Genomic DNA, 14,605 nt, shown 5'->3' on the forward strand with positions numbered 1-14,605 from the left:
CCATGTCCGTTCTGTAGACGGACAACCACAAGGGTTGTCCCTACAGCCTAAGGACAGACCCGAATCACGGACACGGCTCACGGATTTTCCGTGTTTCATCTGTGTGCATCTGTGGCTGAACGGTTACTAAATTTTTATCCGTGTCAATCCGTCTCATCCGTGTAATCCGTGTGCTATTATTGGTAATCTTTGTGTCTTTGTGCCTTAAGGGCTGAATAGTTACAAAAATTCCCCCTCAACTTTCATTACCCCCCTGAACGGTTACCTATTTTTTAATTCGCAATTCGCAATCCGCGATTCGCGATTTAAGTTATAAATGGCCGAAATGATGATCAAGACCGTGGCTTTTGTTCTATTGACATCATCGACTAAATGTTTTGAGTGTGGCTAAGATCTCGCTCCACTGGTGGAATGAACTTCCCGCCGGTTCAAAACCAGCGGGAAGTTTACCAGAACTGCTTGATCTATCTGTGCTCCCACGAATCTTAGCCACACTCTAATGATTTGGTTACAGCTTTACCGCGCTATGTCTTTCAATCAAGGGTTGTCACGTCTTGGGCCTGAGGACCTTTCGGTCCCGCGGCAACCGTAAATTCTACCCGCTGACCTTCTTCCAGAGAACGATAGCCCTGGGTTGCAATGGCACTATAATGCACGAAAACATCTTCCCCTTTATCGCGCTCGATAAAGCCATAGCCTTTAGAGGTGTTGAACCATTTAACAACACCGGTTTCACGCTCTGCCATGATTAATACTCCTCCTTTCTGATTCAATTAGGGCAGGGCGCTCCAAACCAGCTTCTTAAAGAGCTCTTTGTTAGTTTTGAAACACAATCAGTATTTACAACTTACAAAGGTGTTGCTACGGATTAGAACGACTGCCAACAACTTTAGGGGCTATCTTATCATAGTTTTATATTATTGTCAAGTCCTTCTCTGTGTCCCCTTATTCTAAAATCTGTGAAAATCTGGGTAATCTGTGGATTTTTTTATAGCTAAGCCCCGCCTCCGACATATAGCTGCTCCTAAGATGTGAAGACTGCTGTAGTTCTGTGTCTCGGCGGCTGAGGAGTTACAAATTTTTTTAAGAAGAAATAAGTTTTAACTTGATTTTTATGGGAAAATCTGGTATGATAAAATGCTGTTGGTGAGAAGTATGCTCTAAATAAATCATCGTAAAAAGCCGAAAAAAATAATAGGAGGTGGTAGTCAGTAACTGCTCCTTACTGACTACTGTCTACTGACTATCGTCTAAAGGACTATGCTATGTTTAGACACCTCACCTTATGGATCTTATGTCTTGTCTTTGTTCCGACTCTAACCTGGGCCAAACCTAAACTTACCGACATTCGTTATTGGAGCGCCCCCGATCATACCCGGGTTGTCCTCGATCTTACCCAGCCGGTTCAATATTCTATCCTGAAGCCTGCCCCCCAATTGATCATTGACCTGGCTGAGATCGAGATGGAGATTGAAGAAAAAAGATGGCTAATAGAAGATGGAAGAGTAGAAGAGGTAAAACTCTCAAAAACTAAAAGTGGTAGAGTGAGGGTGAAGCTCGAGTTAATGAAAGAGACCAGCTTCCGTCTTTTTGCCCTCCCACCCTACGCTGAAAAACCAAATCGGCTGGTTATTGATTGTTTCAAGCTTGAAACGAGCGAGAAGCCTCCGCCTATCTTATCTGATGGTAAGAAGGGAATGAAGACTATCGTTATTGATCCTGGACACGGTGGAGAGGATCCCGGAGCCATAGGCAGGAAGAACTATCTGAAAGAAAAAGAGGTCGTTCTGGATATAGCCCAAAAACTTAAATCAAGACTTGACCGGATACCTAATTTAAAAGTCTATTTGACCCGAAAGGGAGACTACTTTCTTCCCTTAAGAAAAAGAATCCAGGCAGCCAGAGAGGTGGAGGCAGACTTATTTGTCAGTATCCATACCAATGCCAACCCTTCCACCAGATGTAACGGCAGTTGTGTTTACATCCTATCTCTGAAAGGGGCCTCAGATGAGTCTTCAGAACTTTTGGCCGAATACGAAAACGCGGCCGATTTAGTCGGGGGGCATGTGGTAGAAGAGGAAAACGATATGTTAACCAAGATCCTCCTCGATCTGGCCCAGACTAATACGATGAACGAAAGCACTATTGCCGCCAAAATAGTGAGCGACTATATAGGAACTATTGGCAAGACGAAAAATATGGGGGTAAAAAGGGCTAATTTCGTGGTGCTAAGATCAGTGGATATCCCTTCTATCCTGGTTGAGACGGCCTTTATCTCTAATCATGAGGAAGAAAGACTGCTGGGCACTGATGGATTTCGCTCCCAACTGGCCGAAGTTATGGCCAGGGGAATTAGTGAATATCTTGGGGTGGTTCCCCAAATTCATGTGGTCAAATCAGGAGAGAATTTGGAACAAATAGCCAGAAACTATGGGGTTTCACTCCAAAACATTCAAAGAGAAAATCAGCTTGAAGATTTAAACTGTCTTTCGGTGGGGCAGAAACTTCGGATCCCGATAGAATAATACATGCGGTGGGAGGCCCCGCGATGGTTTAATATGCCCAAACGATAACCGTTCACCTCACCACGGAGACACAGAGACACTGAGAAAAATCTAAAATCATTGTAACCGTTCAGCCACTAAGCCACGAAGAGAATGATAGAATAGCACACGGATGACACAGATTTTGGCGGATTCTCACGGATTTTTTCTAATAAATTTTTATCCGTGTCAATCCGTCTCATCCGTGTAATCTGTGTGCTATTATTGGTAATCTTTGTGTCTTTATGCCTTAAAAGCTGAATAGTTACAAAAATTTCCCCTCAACTTTCATTACCTCCTGAACGGTTACAAATCATTCTCCGTGTCTCTGTGGTGAACGATTACAACGGGAGGTTAAATAGTGCGTTTTATTATTATGTTGGAACAAACTGAGGCGGGTTTTTCGGTCCAGGTGCCTGACTTAGCTATAGTTACATATGGAAAAAATATTGCGGATGCTAAACTTGCGGCCATCGAAGCCATAAAAATAAACCTGGACGCCTATCAAGAGGCAGGGAAGGAGGTTCCTGAGAGGAGATCAATGTTAACCCATTTAGGTAACCCAGATTTTGCCGACTTATTATTTACCTATGTAGATGTATATCTGAGTCGGCCCGAAGAGAAATTAGCGGCTTAAGTAGATACGAAGGCGTAAGATCTTACAATAAAATGAGCGATGGTGAACCGTTTCATGGTTCTTACTGCTATAAATAAGGGGAGGGACAGATGAATCGTCAAAAACAGGGTAAACTCGAAACCCGAAACTCGAAACCAAAAACTGATTCATTCCGGATGAATGGCCGGAAATGGCGGAAGCTAATTCTTTTGTTTATCGTCTCTTTGTCATTACTTTCCGCCCGGCTAACCATACCAGATGAAAAGGGGGAATATTCCTTCTTGTGGCTGCAAGAGAAACTCAGTAAACTCTCTTTCTTGCATCTTACTTTTGACCCGGATGCCCACCTTTACACCCTTCCCCTGGACGATGGGCAGAAAGCCATCGCCACTATTCAACCGGATCTGCAGAGGCAAGCTGAACATGCCTTGAATCTCTACAATATCAAGTATGGTTCTATAGTTATCCTTAATCCAGAGACGGGCGCTGTCCTGGCTATGGCCAGCTATAGAGAAGGAAACCATGCCTGCTCTCTGGATAATGACAGGTGCAATTTAGCCAACAGTCTGGCCTTGAGGTCCAGACATCCGGCGGCTTCGATTTTCAAAGTGATTACAGCCGCGGCTGCCCTGGAAGAAGGGGTGGCCGGACCTGAATCGCCGTTCTACTGTAGAGGAAGTTTGATTGATCGGAACCACGGATGTTTACTAAGCGATCCTAAATATGTCAGACACGGGGAGATTGATCTCTCTTTAGCCCTGGCCAAATCCTGTAATGTTACCTTTGGTAAGGTAGCGGCTCTTTTAGGCCCATCCAGCCTTAAGGAATATACCCGGAAATTTGGCTTTGATGAGCCTCTCGAATTTGACCTTTCTGTAGAGTCCAGTAGGGCGACTATTCCTTATAATCTCAAGGGCCTGGCCAGGGCCGGCGCAGGCTTTGGTGAGGTAATGCTTAGTCCTCTACAGGGCGCTCTAATAGCGGCGACGGTGGCTAATTATGGCCAAATGGTCAGACCTTGCCTTTTTGCTGAAGTGAGAGATAATACCGGCAAGCTGCTCTTTCAGCATCAGCCCCAGGTAATGAGGAGGCCGATCAAGGTTGAAACAGCTTTTCATCTCAGCCGGATGATGCAAAAAACCGTCACCGAAGGCACGGCCCGGCGAAGCTTCTATAGACACGGCCAGCCTGTTCTTCCGGTAGAGGCGGCCGGAAAAACAGGGACCCTTACCGGCGGCAATCCCCGTGGGATTTGCACCTGGTTTATTGGCTATGCTCCGGTTATTAACCCCCAGGTGGCTATCTCAGTTATGGTGGTCAATCATTCTAATAATGGCACCAAGGCAACCAGGATAGCCAGCCGGGTGTTAGCTTCTTATTTTAAGGTAGATACCATCCCCGAAAAAATATATGTCAAGACCACCCCAGAAAAGAGATACCATGTGGTTAGAAGAGGCGAAACCCTCTGGAAGATCGCCGGAAAATACGGGGTGTCCCTCAAAACCTTGAAAGGGGCTAATCGTCTCCGGTCAAACTCTCTTCGAGCCGGCCAGAAGCTGGTTATACCCGGAGCAGCGGGGCATTCGATTGCCTCGACGGCCGGCAGCCCCGAGCCTGAAGTGGCCCCTTCCTCGTCCGGGTATGACTCAGTCTCCTCTTCTCCGCCTGCTGTCCGGCAAAAAGTAGCGGCTTCTTCCTCCCAGGCTCCCCTTCAGAGCGCTTCTACTCATGTGGTTAAGCGGGGCGAAAGTCTTTGGGAGATCGCTAAAAAATATGGAGTTTCCTGGAAGGCCCTGAAGCACGCCAATAATCTCTGTTCAAATCGCCTTCGAGCCGGGCAGAAATTAACTATCCCCAACTCCAACCCTTCTATTTCGAGCTACCATATAGTTGAACGCGGCCAAAGCCTCTGGGAGATTGCCAATAAATATGGGGTCTCTGTGAAAACCTTGAAGCAGGCCAACTACCTTCGTTCCAATCGCCTTCGAGTGGGGCAGAAATTAACTATCCCCGACTCAAGCGCTTCTATCCCCGGCTACCACAATGGCGAAAGCCTCTAACACCCTTCAGCCTTCAGTCTAAACAACTTGAGGAGTTACTATCCAGTCTATACTTTTGCACTTTTTGTCATTCCTGCGCAAGCAGGAATCCAGAAGTCTTGATATTACTGGATTCCCGCTTTCGCGGGAATGGCGAGAGGTTATTGTAATGTATTTGTATTTCAAGTAGTTACAAAAAAGTGCAAAAGTATAGTGAAACATGACAAGGCCTGTTCTGAGTTTGTCGAAAGACCAGTATGAATTAGAAATGTGATTGAATTTTGTAATAATCTCCTGATGACCATCCATTGTTAACCAAAAAATCCTTCCGTGTATTCCTCAATAAAAGAGAATAATGCCTGGCAGCGGCCAAGTTCAACCCCGAATTCAAATCGATGCTCCGCTCCGATCGATTTGAATTCCTTGGTCGTTAGGCCGCCTTTGCCCGGATTAGTTTTCATTCAAATAAATCAGAATGTGTCCCTGTGCGCTCAAAGATGATCTTGTTGCCGGCCAATTTGTAAATCAGTAGCCAGTCTGGCTCCAGGTGACACTCTCGTCGGCCTTTGTAGTTTCCAATCAAGGTGTGGTCTTGATATCGTTCAGCTAATTGTTCTTCCGCTATCAGGCTCGATAGGACGGACTTGAGTTTTTGCAGGTCTTTGCCGCGTTTTTGCATTCGTTTGACATCGCGCTCAAATTGTCGGGCATAGCTCGGTGTGCGCATCACAGTCCCAACTTGTTAAACATGTCTCGCGCATCTTTAGTCCGAACAATCTTGCGCCCCGCGTCGGTGTCTTGAAACGTCTTCACTGTCGTCTCATTGGGTATACGGACTTCAAACGGTAAGCCTTTGTTCAACTTGACTTGCTTGTAAAACAGCGTGATGGCTTCGGTGATGGAAAGTCCCAGTTCTTGGAAGATGTCTTCTACTTCTGCCTTGAGGTGGGGTTCTATTCGCGCTCGTATCATCGCTTCTTTTGCCATATCAACCTCCTGGCGGATAATTGTATCACATCTGGGGCACAGGTTCAAACTGCCTCTTGGCGTGCGGGGGGCGGGCCTAACGGCTTGCGCTTCAGCCGCACCCACCCGCCATTGCGGGCAAGACCCACCTGAAAAACTGACACCGTTGCGGGCAGGGCACGATAGTTTAAAGCGCAAGGATGGGCATCGGCTGCAAGCGCGTGTTAGGCCACGTTCTGAGACTACGCCAATGATTGGAGCACTTCCAAGCGGGCGAGATCGATGACCGCACCAATTTTGGTCAGGAAATCCATGCCCACAATGCCATCAATCTCAAAACCGTAATCCATGGCACCGACTTCTATTTCGAAATTACTGACCCGAAGCTCGCCCAAGGCAAGCTGATCAACCATTTTTGTGAAGACAAACTCAGCGCCGCCGATGCCGCGGATACGATGCACCAGATCATCTGGCTCATATTGAAGGCCGATATCCAATAGCCGGTCGGTTGAAAAGATGCTCCCTGCCGAACCAGTATCCAACAAGACACTCTGGAGCTGTACTTGCCGGCCATGATACCCAATGCTGGCGGTGATGTACGGTAAACCGTCTCGGAGTTGAATCCTCATCGAATTCTCCGGATACCCAGCCAATGCCGCTCAACCACGTCGAGTACCTCCCGGCTTGTGTGAAAGACGTATAACTCTCGTTCGGGCGCTTCACGGTGAAGCTGAGAGTAATTCTGCAAGGCCGTTACTGAGTCGGGAAATGTCCCCAGAATGGCCAATTCATCCAGGATGCGCTTGTCGCCTTCCGAATGGGCTTTGAGGGATTCAAGCAGGAGCCATTGGTTTGGATAGTGCGTTCGGATAGCTTGCCACTGCATAGCGATTACTCCTTGACAATGATAGATTACCATCTCTCCCGGTCGGCTGCTTGAACATCAAAATTGGGTAGCTTTGAAGTTCAGCGGATCGGGTAGGTCAGGGGCCTTTCAGCCCCATTCCCCCCTAAGAACTGTACATGGAAGTTTCCCCCCATACAGCTCAAGCATCTCAAAGGCGGCCCTTGTGGGACAGCCCGACTGTGATCCTTCACAGCCTTTGCGATACGCATTTGCAGCCTTCTTATTTAAATCAATACCATCTATGATGGGGAGAGTATGACCTAACTTAAAGCCTACCAGCGACCATTCCTCCAGAGTCGACCGCAACTCGTCCTCACATTCGTGAAGGGTTAAGCCAAATGCAATTACTCCTTTGCATGAAGGAATGCGACCTGAAAAAGTTCCATCTTCCAACTTATCGTACTCGGCTTGAGCCATAGCACAATTTACATAATCACTTATTACAAAATGAATAGCCACAAACACCTCTCTATATCTATAGTTTTTATACAGTAATCAATTAGGTCTTACAAGCTCGGTCGCGCCCAACGATATAGGGTAAACGGCGGCGGGGTCTTTTCCCCGCCGTCCGTCTTCACCTGCTGGTTAGGATATTCAGGTATTTAAAAGTTCTTTGCCTTAGAAGGGATTGATAATTGTTAATCCTTTAATTTTTAAGCCGTGCTGCATATCCTCTGAATAAAGGGTATTAACCCCTGCTTCGATAGCAGCGGATACAATAAAACTATCCCAATAAGAGAATGAATAAACCGAACGGAGGTGTGATGCTTCATGGAAAATATCACGATCTATAGGTATAACTTGATAAAGTCTATAAAACTCATCGATTATTTCCATCACCTCTGTTTCTGAGAAGCCAGCCTTCTTGATAAGATTGCAACATACTTCCCCGATAACCTGAGAACTTATGCAACAATCGGTAAATGCAAGATTTCCTGGGCACGTGCTTTCTTGTTCTTGTCATCGTCAAGATATGCGTAAAGGATAACATTCGAATCGAGAAAATATTCAGCGATCATAAATTTCATCTCTTTTTAGAGGTTTGAACGAGGGAACTGTACGGGGAATTAACCTTGAAATATCTCGTTTTTTAGGCTTTTTATCAATCTTCTGATATCTTAATTTGATAAACTGATAAAAATCAATAAGTTCAGTTCTTGCCTCTTTGGGCAATGAAGATAAATCTAACATAGCAGGCATCATCAAATAATCTCCTTATCATTATTGCATAAATCTACCATAATTTAATTAAGTATAACACTTAGATAGGGGGGTGTGTTTAACCGGTAGCCTGGCAACTGGCCCTAAATCCGCCAGACACCAGGCTACCTCAGAACCTTAAACTTGAAACTCGAAACTAACTTATACCGGCACTAACCAGGAATCCTCACTCTCGATTCCATCCGGTTCCCACGTCCAGATGATCTTCTCATAGGTGAAAGAAACATCCTCCATATGCTGAAAGCTCTCCGTGGCCGGATCAAGACAATTAGGCGTCCAGGGCCTCATCGAGACAATGATGGCGTTCTCCAGCTTGATGGTAAAATAGTGTTCTTCCATGCCGGAAGGGTCTATCCGATACCACTTGAGGGTTACGTCGGAGAAACGCTCGCCGGTACACAGGGCCTGATAAAGCTTCGGTGAGGCCTTATCATACATCTTGGTAATAGTGAGGGGCTCGTGGACCCGTTTGCCGGTTGGCAAACCGCTTTGAGGATCGCGCGGAATACGGACCTCATGTTTGAAGGCCTCACAAAGAATGGTGGCCTCCCTTCCTTTTTGCTCACAAGACCCATCGATCTTGCCCTGATTCTTCCCGGTTGGTTCCATATGGAACGGCATTGGCATAGCAACATACCTCCTTTTTTAATTTCGGATTTCGGATTTCGGATTGCGGATTAAAGAAAATCCCGAACCCGGCCTCTGAATCCTGGCGGTCTGGCAGCCTGGGGGTCTGGTATTTGTCAGCCACCAGACCACCAGACACTAATACAAACGCAATAAATATTTTTATAGGTAGGGCAAGGCTTTAGCCTTGCATCAAGCAACCCTAAAGGGTTGCCCTACATTTTATATAATGCGTTTGTATTAATTTACGACTTATCAAGTTTACCCACCAGCGAGAGGGTAAAGAAGGCCCCCATATACTTAAAATGCGGACGGACCTTTAGATCTACCTTATACCAGCCCGGCTCGCCTTCCACATCTTCAACCGTAATCTGGGCCTGCCGTAGTGGACGCCGACTCCGCACACCAGGGGCCGGATTATCCATATCAGCCACATATTGCCTGATCCAGTTGTTCAATTCGCGCTCCAGATCCCCGCGTTCCTTCCAACTGCCGATTTGCTCCCGCTGAAGCACCTTAATGTAATGGGCCAGGCGAGAGATAACAAAGATATACGGTAGCTGGGTGCCCAGTTTGTAGTTGGTTTCCGCCTCTTTCCCCTCTTTGCTCTGACCAAAATACTTGGGTTTTTGAGTCGAATTAGCCGAAAAGAAGGCGGCATTGTCACTTCCTTTACGCATAGCCAGGCCAATAAAGCCCTCTTCAGACAACTCAAACTCCCGGCGTTCAGAGAGAAGGACCTCCGTCGGAATCTTGGTCTCTATTTCGCCCATGGATTCAAACTGATGCAAGGGTAAATCCTCCATTGCCCCACCACTCTGTGGCCCAATGATATTCGGACACCACCGATATTTAGCAAAACTATCGGTCAGGCGAGTGGCAAAGGAATAAGAGCAGTTACCCCACAGATACTTTTCGTGGGCATCAGTAACCGTCTCCTCGTAATTAAAGGCCTTAACCGGATTGCTTTCCGGATGATAAGGCAAGCGAAGTAGAAACCGGGGTAAGGTCAGGCCAACGTATCGGGCGTCTTCCGACTCACGAAATGATCGCCACTTGATATACTGGGGACCCTCAAAGATGGCCTTCAGGTCTTTCAGGTTGGGCAGCTTAAGGAAGTCATCTCCCCCAAAGAATTTTGGTGAAGCCGCCGCAATGAAGGGCGTATGGGCCATGGTCGCTACACTGGCCACATTCTGAAGCAGAGCAATGTCCTGAGGTCTATGCCCGAATTCATAGTTGGCTATCATTGCCCCCACTGGCTCACCACCAAATTGACCATATTCAGCCGTATATATGAGTTTGTAGAGGCCTGATTTGGGAATTTCAGGGGAGTCCTCAAAGTCCGCCAAGAGTTCATCCTTAGAGACATTCAAGAGTTGAATCTTGATATTCTCCCGGAAGTCAGTCCTGTCCACCACTAATTTAAGACCACGCCAGGCTGATTCTAGCTTTTGAACGTCTGGATGATGAAGAATCTCGTCCACCTCCCTACTGAGATTCTTATCAATTTCCGCAATCATCTGGTCAATAAAGCGGGCATCAACCTTTTCCTCTTTTCTGGCCGGCTTGAGAAGCTCAGTAATAAAGGCCTCTACCCCACGACGAGCAATATCATAACCTTCTTCTGTTGGCTTTAGCTTTGTTTCCTGTAATATCTCGTCAAGGAGTGATCTAGCCTCTTCTTCAGTAGTTTCAGCCATCACTTGGGGTTGTTCCTCGACTTCTGGCATTTTTTCACCTCCTTAGAAGATAATTATCAATTAACAATGAACCATTATCAATTAAAAATTGAACGTTGATAATTAATCTCCGGCCTTTTCTTCTCCTACACCCAATTCCTGGAGCAGACGTTCCCGGGCCGTCTCATCGCCAAGTATTTGCTGGATTTTTTTACGAAAGGCAGGGATGTTCCCCAGGGGACCCTTCAGGGCGGTGAGTTCATTCCGAAGCTCAAGCAACTTCTTAAGTTCCGGCACCTGGTTGACCATCGATTCCGGCTCAAAATCCTTAAGCGTATTAAATTTAAGGTTAACCGCCATTTGAGCCCCTGCCTCACCTGAAAGCTGGTCAGCCACACTTATGGTTGTCCCTAGCTCTTGCTTGCGCATCACCTCGTTGAAGTTGTCCTTGTCAATGTTGATTACCTTGCGATTTTCCAAGGGAGTGTCATCAGGACGGAGGGTGTAATCCCCCATCATAACCAACTTGAGCGGCAGCTCAATTTCTTCTTGCGCCCCACCGGTAGCGGGTTTATAGACGATATTCACCCGTTCTCTTGGGGCTACTGATCCTTCTTTAGCCATTTAGCACCTCCTTTCTTCCTGATTTTAGCCCTTAAACTCCAGGGCCGAGACCGCATCTAATCTACATAAGCGAGCATACAACTGGTTCGCCCGTTCGGTAAGCTCTGGTGGGGGTGGACGCTTCTTCGACTCTTCGATCACTTTGTATTGACATTGCAACAAAGAGCGAAGGACCTCGAGAGATAAAGCCGGTTCCCATTCTTCCAAGGAAAAGCGGTTACTCTCTTCGTCCAGGGACTCAAGCTGGGGGATGGCCAGCTGGGGATGTCCCGCTTCCAAACACAATTTGGCCAGGCTCAATCTCCATAAGAATTGGTCCCGTCGAACCGGTAGTTGGGCTAATCCCTTCTGTAACAGGGCCACCGCCTCTCGTAATTTGCCTTCAGAAATAAGGCGCTCAGCTTTCTTTACCGCTTCTTTTAATTGATCTGGCTCTGCCTTACCCTCAGAGGGACTTTCCCCTGCTTTAGCCGGCAATATCTCATTTTTGACCCATAATCTTGTCTGATCGCCGGCCAAGGGGAGGCCATTTTGAAACTGAAGCTCGATTAATCCGGGAAGCCGGGACAGAAAAGACCTTAATTCTTCACAGACTGCCTGTTGTGCCTCCTGGTAGGAAGTGCCCAAGGCGGACATAGCCTGAACCACAAATCGCTGCAAGTCCAGCCATAAAAGGGCTTGAGGAAAACGGGACTCTGCCTCGGCCAGAACAGCCTGGGCATTCCCATTGGCCAGGGCTTGTTCGTATTTCTCAGGCTTCTCAGGGGGAGGAGGAATGAGGGTTCGCCCCTTATTGTTATTGGGGAGAGAATTGATATCCATCCAGGAAACAGCCCGGCTGATCCGGTAAGACAACGGATGGGTGGGATCGGTTTCCCTCAGAAAGGAAGCCGCCCGGCGGATGATACCCTGAGCCTCCTTGATAGCTTTATTGGCTTGCTCCACCGAAGTAATTTCTTCCGGCTTAAAAATAGAGGAGACCGCCCGACGAATTAGGCCTTCTTTGGTCGGAGGTGTCTCGGCCACGGTTTCCGGCGGAGGTTTTGGTTTCTCTTCTTCCCTGGGCGGCGCTAAGGATTCTAAGGTCTTAAGATGCTCCTGAATCGGCCGATGCAACTGGCTAAGCCCTGGCGAATCTTCGGCCAACCTGTCATCTAATAGCTCTGTAATTCTTTTAAGAAGGTTATTACACTTATCGATGGCCTCCCTATCTTTCAGGTCAGGCTTATCCTGGCCCACCTTAGCCCCGACTTTTTCTGACAGCCAGCTAATAGCGGCAATGCGACCCCGTTTTCGTATTAGGGCCGGATAAAGCGTCTCCCAAAAATTTTCGATCAAATCTCGCCAGATGGTCAGCCCCAGGGATAAGCCGGCATAGCCCTGTTGATTAAACAACCCCAGACAAAGATAGCTTAATACCCGTAGATCCTTGGATTTCTTGGTGAGGATGGAGGCGCTTAATCTTACTACTTCATGCCAGTCAACCGGCTCTCTGGCAAGGGAGTCCAGCTTGCGAATCTCTATTTGGAGTTGTTCAAAATCGGGATCTTCAACTCCCAATAGGCTACCGGCCGGACTATCCGGAGTGATGGGCTGAACCCCGGCCTGGGTGAGATCAGAAAAGATATTGTTCACTTATCCATCCCCCAACTATTGGAATAACGCCGTGGGTAAAAAAGGAGAAGAGGTAGAATGTAGTATAATATTAAATCTGTTACCTGTCAAGGAGAATTTAGGTATCTTCTCAATATAATGAAGATTTTCCTTGACAAGCCGGGTAAGACAGGATATACTTTCACCGTGCTTTAAAAGCGGGAGTAACTCAGTTTGGTAGAGTGTCGGCCTTCCAAGCCGATTGTCGCGGGTTCGAGTCCCGTCTCCCGCTCCATCCTGGGAAACTCAAGTTGTCGAACTTCAAGCGGTGGCTTTCCGTTTATTAGAATAAAAGGGGCGGCCTTTTGGGTAACTACCTTCATTTTTGAAAGGTCTTTCAAAAGATAGATTTTCCCCTGCCTTCGTTTTTCAACTATCCTTTTGGCTGATTTAGGGCCAATGCCAGGTACTCTCAAGAGTTCCCCCTCATCTGCTTTATTTATTTCAATAGGGAAATTTTCTGGATGGGCCAAGGCCCAGGCCATCTTGGGATCATATTTTAAGGGTAAATTACCCTCAGGATTGAAGACAATCTCCGAAAGAGAAAAGCCGTAGTATCGGAAGAGGAAATCAACCTGGTAAAGTCTGTGCTCTCGATTAAGTGGGGTGGGCTGATGATTCTCCAGAGGGGTATCTTCTACCGGTTGGAAGGCAGAGAAATATGCCCGGTAAAGATCCACCTCCCGGTAAAGCCAATCAGCCGCCGTCAAAATCTCTTGATCAGACTCATCGGCTGCTCCCACTACAAATTGGGTGGTCTGACTTCTACTTCTAATCGCCCCTGTCTGCATAAGTCCCTTAATCCATTTCATGGGTGTTATGATGTCCCGATAAAAATCTTTTTGAGGGGCAATCTTCTGAAGATGATTTGGTGAGGGGGCCTCCAGGTTTAAGGATACCCTGTCTGCCAGTTCAACTCCCCTCTTCACATAGCTAAAGGCGGCGCCAGGTAATATCTTGAGATGGATGTAACCAGGGAAGTGAAATTTCTCCCTGATGATCTCCACCGCCTTGATCATCTCCTCCATAGTTTGATTGACCCCAGTAGAGACAGCCGAGCTTAAAAATAGCCCATGCACCAGCCTGGCCTGAACCAAATCCATAAATAGCCAGGCCAATTCAACTCCACTGAGCCCAAGTCTGGGGAAATCACGTTGGGTCCTGTGGGCGCAATAATGGCATCCCCTCTGGCAGGCATTGGAAAGCAGAATCTTGAGGATAGGCACCGTTCGTCCGTTGGGTAAGACCGCCGGATAGATCCAGCGATTAAGAGGTGAAGAAGGATCGCGCTTTCTGCCTCCGGCCATACAGGAAGAGAGGCAGACATCGTATTGGGCTGACTCTCCCAGGAGTTCTATCTTTTGTCGGGTATCCATCTTTGTAACCGTTCATCACATGATGCTGAGTGCTCGACGCTCGATCCTCGATGCTGGATGCTCGATCCTTGATGCTGGTAAAGGGTCCGGTATCCAGGATCGAGCATCGAGGATCGAGTTACTACTTCTATTATATTAAACTTTTGCGATTTTGTCAAGGTTGACTTTTAAAAAGCTGAGAAACTAAAAGGTCTTGACCTTCTTTCCGTTTAGTGGTATAATAAGGCATTGTCTCATTTCGGTCAGAAACAGCCCTAAAAAGTGGTAACAGTTTTGGCCGAAGAGACAATACGCCCCTTGTATTTTGAAGGTTGTTTTTTAGACCTTCTGGTGTTACTATACTTTTGCACT

At 47.1% G+C, this 14,605-nt stretch carries 17 protein-coding genes, 1 tRNA gene and 2 pseudogenes; 5 read left to right on the forward strand and 15 right to left on the reverse strand.

What is annotated here, in order from left to right; genetic code table 11:
• Positions 1–533: 533 nt before the first annotated feature.
• On the reverse strand, positions 534–746 hold the full coding sequence (locus AB1797_07805) for a cold shock domain-containing protein (GenBank protein ID MEW5767520.1): 213 nt from the start codon (positions 744–746) through the stop codon (positions 534–536).
• Between the two features lie 519 nt (positions 747–1,265).
• On the opposite strand from AB1797_07805, the gene AB1797_07810 reads away from it, so the two are divergent.
• From AB1797_07810 to AB1797_07820, 3 genes are all read left to right on the forward strand, one after another.
• Positions 1,266–2,525 carry an N-acetylmuramoyl-L-alanine amidase gene (locus AB1797_07810; GenBank protein ID MEW5767521.1) on the forward strand — a complete coding sequence of 420 codons (1,260 nt, stop codon included), beginning with the start codon at positions 1,266–1,268 and terminating at the stop codon, positions 2,523–2,525.
• Between the two features lie 379 nt (positions 2,526–2,904).
• Complete coding sequence (locus AB1797_07815; GenBank protein MEW5767522.1) at positions 2,905–3,180, forward strand: type II toxin-antitoxin system HicB family antitoxin; 276 nt, start codon at positions 2,905–2,907, stop codon at positions 3,178–3,180.
• Between the two features lie 89 nt (positions 3,181–3,269).
• Positions 3,270–5,219 carry a LysM peptidoglycan-binding domain-containing protein gene (locus AB1797_07820; GenBank protein MEW5767523.1) on the forward strand — a complete coding sequence of 650 codons (1,950 nt, stop codon included), beginning with the start codon at positions 3,270–3,272 and terminating at the stop codon, positions 5,217–5,219.
• 290 nt (positions 5,220–5,509) lie between these two features.
• Here the strand turns inward: AB1797_07820 and AB1797_07825 are convergent, their stop codons facing one another.
• The 12 genes and pseudogenes from AB1797_07825 to tssA all read right to left on the reverse strand — a co-directional run bounded on the left by AB1797_07825 (position 5,510) and on the right by tssA (position 12,860).
• Entirely contained in the window at positions 5,510–5,659 is a 150-nt protein-coding gene (locus tag AB1797_07825; protein ID MEW5767524.1) for a hypothetical protein, read from the reverse strand.
• Positions 5,656–5,925 carry a type II toxin-antitoxin system YafQ family toxin gene (locus AB1797_07830; GenBank protein MEW5767525.1) on the reverse strand — a complete coding sequence of 90 codons (270 nt, stop codon included), beginning with the start codon at positions 5,923–5,925 and terminating at the stop codon, positions 5,656–5,658. Before AB1797_07830 ends, AB1797_07825 begins: the two co-directional genes overlap by 4 nt.
• Entirely contained in the window at positions 5,925–6,185 is a 261-nt protein-coding gene (locus AB1797_07835) for a type II toxin-antitoxin system RelB/DinJ family antitoxin (protein MEW5767526.1), read from the reverse strand. Before AB1797_07835 ends, AB1797_07830 begins: the two co-directional genes overlap by 1 nt.
• Before the next feature lie 221 nt (positions 6,186–6,406).
• Positions 6,407–6,793, reverse strand: a complete 387-nt coding sequence (locus AB1797_07840; protein MEW5767527.1) for a retropepsin-like aspartic protease — start codon at positions 6,791–6,793, stop codon at positions 6,407–6,409.
• The gene (locus AB1797_07845; GenBank protein ID MEW5767528.1) at positions 6,790–7,050 is read right to left on the reverse strand and encodes a hypothetical protein; all 261 of its coding nucleotides are present in this window, start codon (positions 7,048–7,050) and stop codon (positions 6,790–6,792) included. The genes AB1797_07840 and AB1797_07845 overlap by 4 nt, the downstream gene beginning before the upstream one ends.
• Positions 7,051–7,287: 237 nt before the next feature.
• Positions 7,288–7,530, reverse strand: a pseudogene (locus tag AB1797_07850) (type II toxin-antitoxin system HicB family antitoxin).
• 159 nt (positions 7,531–7,689) lie between these two features.
• On the reverse strand, positions 7,690–7,980 hold the full coding sequence (locus AB1797_07855) for a PIN domain-containing protein (protein MEW5767529.1): 291 nt from the start codon (positions 7,978–7,980) through the stop codon (positions 7,690–7,692).
• A gap of 99 nt (positions 7,981–8,079) precedes the next feature.
• Entirely contained in the window at positions 8,080–8,274 is a 195-nt protein-coding gene (locus AB1797_07860) for a hypothetical protein (protein ID MEW5767530.1), read from the reverse strand.
• A gap of 159 nt (positions 8,275–8,433) precedes the next feature.
• Positions 8,434–8,919: an Hcp family type VI secretion system effector gene (locus AB1797_07865; GenBank protein MEW5767531.1), complete on the reverse strand. Its 486-nt coding sequence runs from the start codon at positions 8,917–8,919 to the stop codon at positions 8,434–8,436.
• A 245-nt stretch (positions 8,920–9,164) separates the two neighbouring features.
• Entirely contained in the window at positions 9,165–10,622 is a 1,458-nt protein-coding gene (gene tssC, locus AB1797_07870) for a type VI secretion system contractile sheath large subunit (GenBank protein ID MEW5767532.1), read from the reverse strand.
• Positions 10,623–10,724: 102 nt separating this feature from the next.
• Positions 10,725–11,225: a type VI secretion system contractile sheath small subunit gene (gene tssB / locus AB1797_07875; GenBank protein ID MEW5767533.1), complete on the reverse strand. Its 501-nt coding sequence runs from the start codon at positions 11,223–11,225 to the stop codon at positions 10,725–10,727.
• 24 nt (positions 11,226–11,249) lie between these two features.
• Entirely contained in the window at positions 11,250–12,860 is a 1,611-nt protein-coding gene (tssA, locus tag AB1797_07880) for a type VI secretion system protein TssA (GenBank protein ID MEW5767534.1), read from the reverse strand.
• 176 nt (positions 12,861–13,036) lie between these two features.
• Here tssA and AB1797_07885 point away from each other — a divergent pair.
• Positions 13,037–13,113, forward strand: a tRNA-Gly gene (locus AB1797_07885).
• Between the two features lie 76 nt (positions 13,114–13,189).
• Here the strand turns inward: AB1797_07885 and AB1797_07890 are convergent.
• Positions 13,190–13,363 (reverse strand): annotated as a pseudogene (locus AB1797_07890) (helix-hairpin-helix domain-containing protein).
• Between the two features lie 102 nt (positions 13,364–13,465).
• Here AB1797_07890 and AB1797_07895 point away from each other — a divergent pair.
• Positions 13,466–13,753: a hypothetical protein gene (locus AB1797_07895; protein MEW5767535.1), complete on the forward strand. Its 288-nt coding sequence runs from the start codon at positions 13,466–13,468 to the stop codon at positions 13,751–13,753.
• Between the two features lie 655 nt (positions 13,754–14,408).
• Here the strand turns inward: AB1797_07895 and AB1797_07900 are convergent.
• The coding region (locus AB1797_07900) for a hypothetical protein (protein ID MEW5767536.1) at positions 14,409–14,605 on the reverse strand (197 nt) is incomplete at its 5' end.

This window comes from bacterium, assembly GCA_040753085.1.
Classification (GTDB): domain Bacteria; phylum UBA9089; class JASEGY01; order JASEGY01; family JASEGY01; genus JASEGY01.

Coding starts and splice junctions, on each gene's coding strand:
- AB1797_07845 (MEW5767528.1), bottom strand. CDS start 7,050: ATGCAGTGGCAAGCTATCCGAACGCACTATCCAAACCAATGGCTCCTG.
- tssC (MEW5767532.1), bottom strand. CDS start 10,622: ATGGCTGAAACTACTGAAGAAGAGGCTAGATCACTCCTTGACGAGATA.
- AB1797_07835 (MEW5767526.1), bottom strand. CDS start 6,185: ATGGCAAAAGAAGCGATGATACGAGCGCGAATAGAACCCCACCTCAAG.
- AB1797_07860 (MEW5767530.1), bottom strand. CDS start 8,274: ATGATGCCTGCTATGTTAGATTTATCTTCATTGCCCAAAGAGGCAAGA.
- AB1797_07830 (MEW5767525.1), bottom strand. CDS start 5,925: ATGCGCACACCGAGCTATGCCCGACAATTTGAGCGCGATGTCAAACGA.
- AB1797_07865 (MEW5767531.1), bottom strand. CDS start 8,919: ATGCCAATGCCGTTCCATATGGAACCAACCGGGAAGAATCAGGGCAAG.
- AB1797_07840 (MEW5767527.1), bottom strand. CDS start 6,793: ATGAGGATTCAACTCCGAGACGGTTTACCGTACATCACCGCCAGCATT.
- AB1797_07805 (MEW5767520.1), bottom strand. CDS start 746: ATGGCAGAGCGTGAAACCGGTGTTGTTAAATGGTTCAACACCTCTAAA.
- AB1797_07825 (MEW5767524.1), bottom strand. CDS start 5,659: ATGAAAACTAATCCGGGCAAAGGCGGCCTAACGACCAAGGAATTCAAA.
- AB1797_07820 (MEW5767523.1), top strand. CDS start 3,270: ATGAATCGTCAAAAACAGGGTAAACTCGAAACCCGAAACTCGAAACCA.
- AB1797_07810 (MEW5767521.1), top strand. CDS start 1,266: ATGTTTAGACACCTCACCTTATGGATCTTATGTCTTGTCTTTGTTCCG.
- tssB (MEW5767533.1), bottom strand. CDS start 11,225: ATGGCTAAAGAAGGATCAGTAGCCCCAAGAGAACGGGTGAATATCGTC.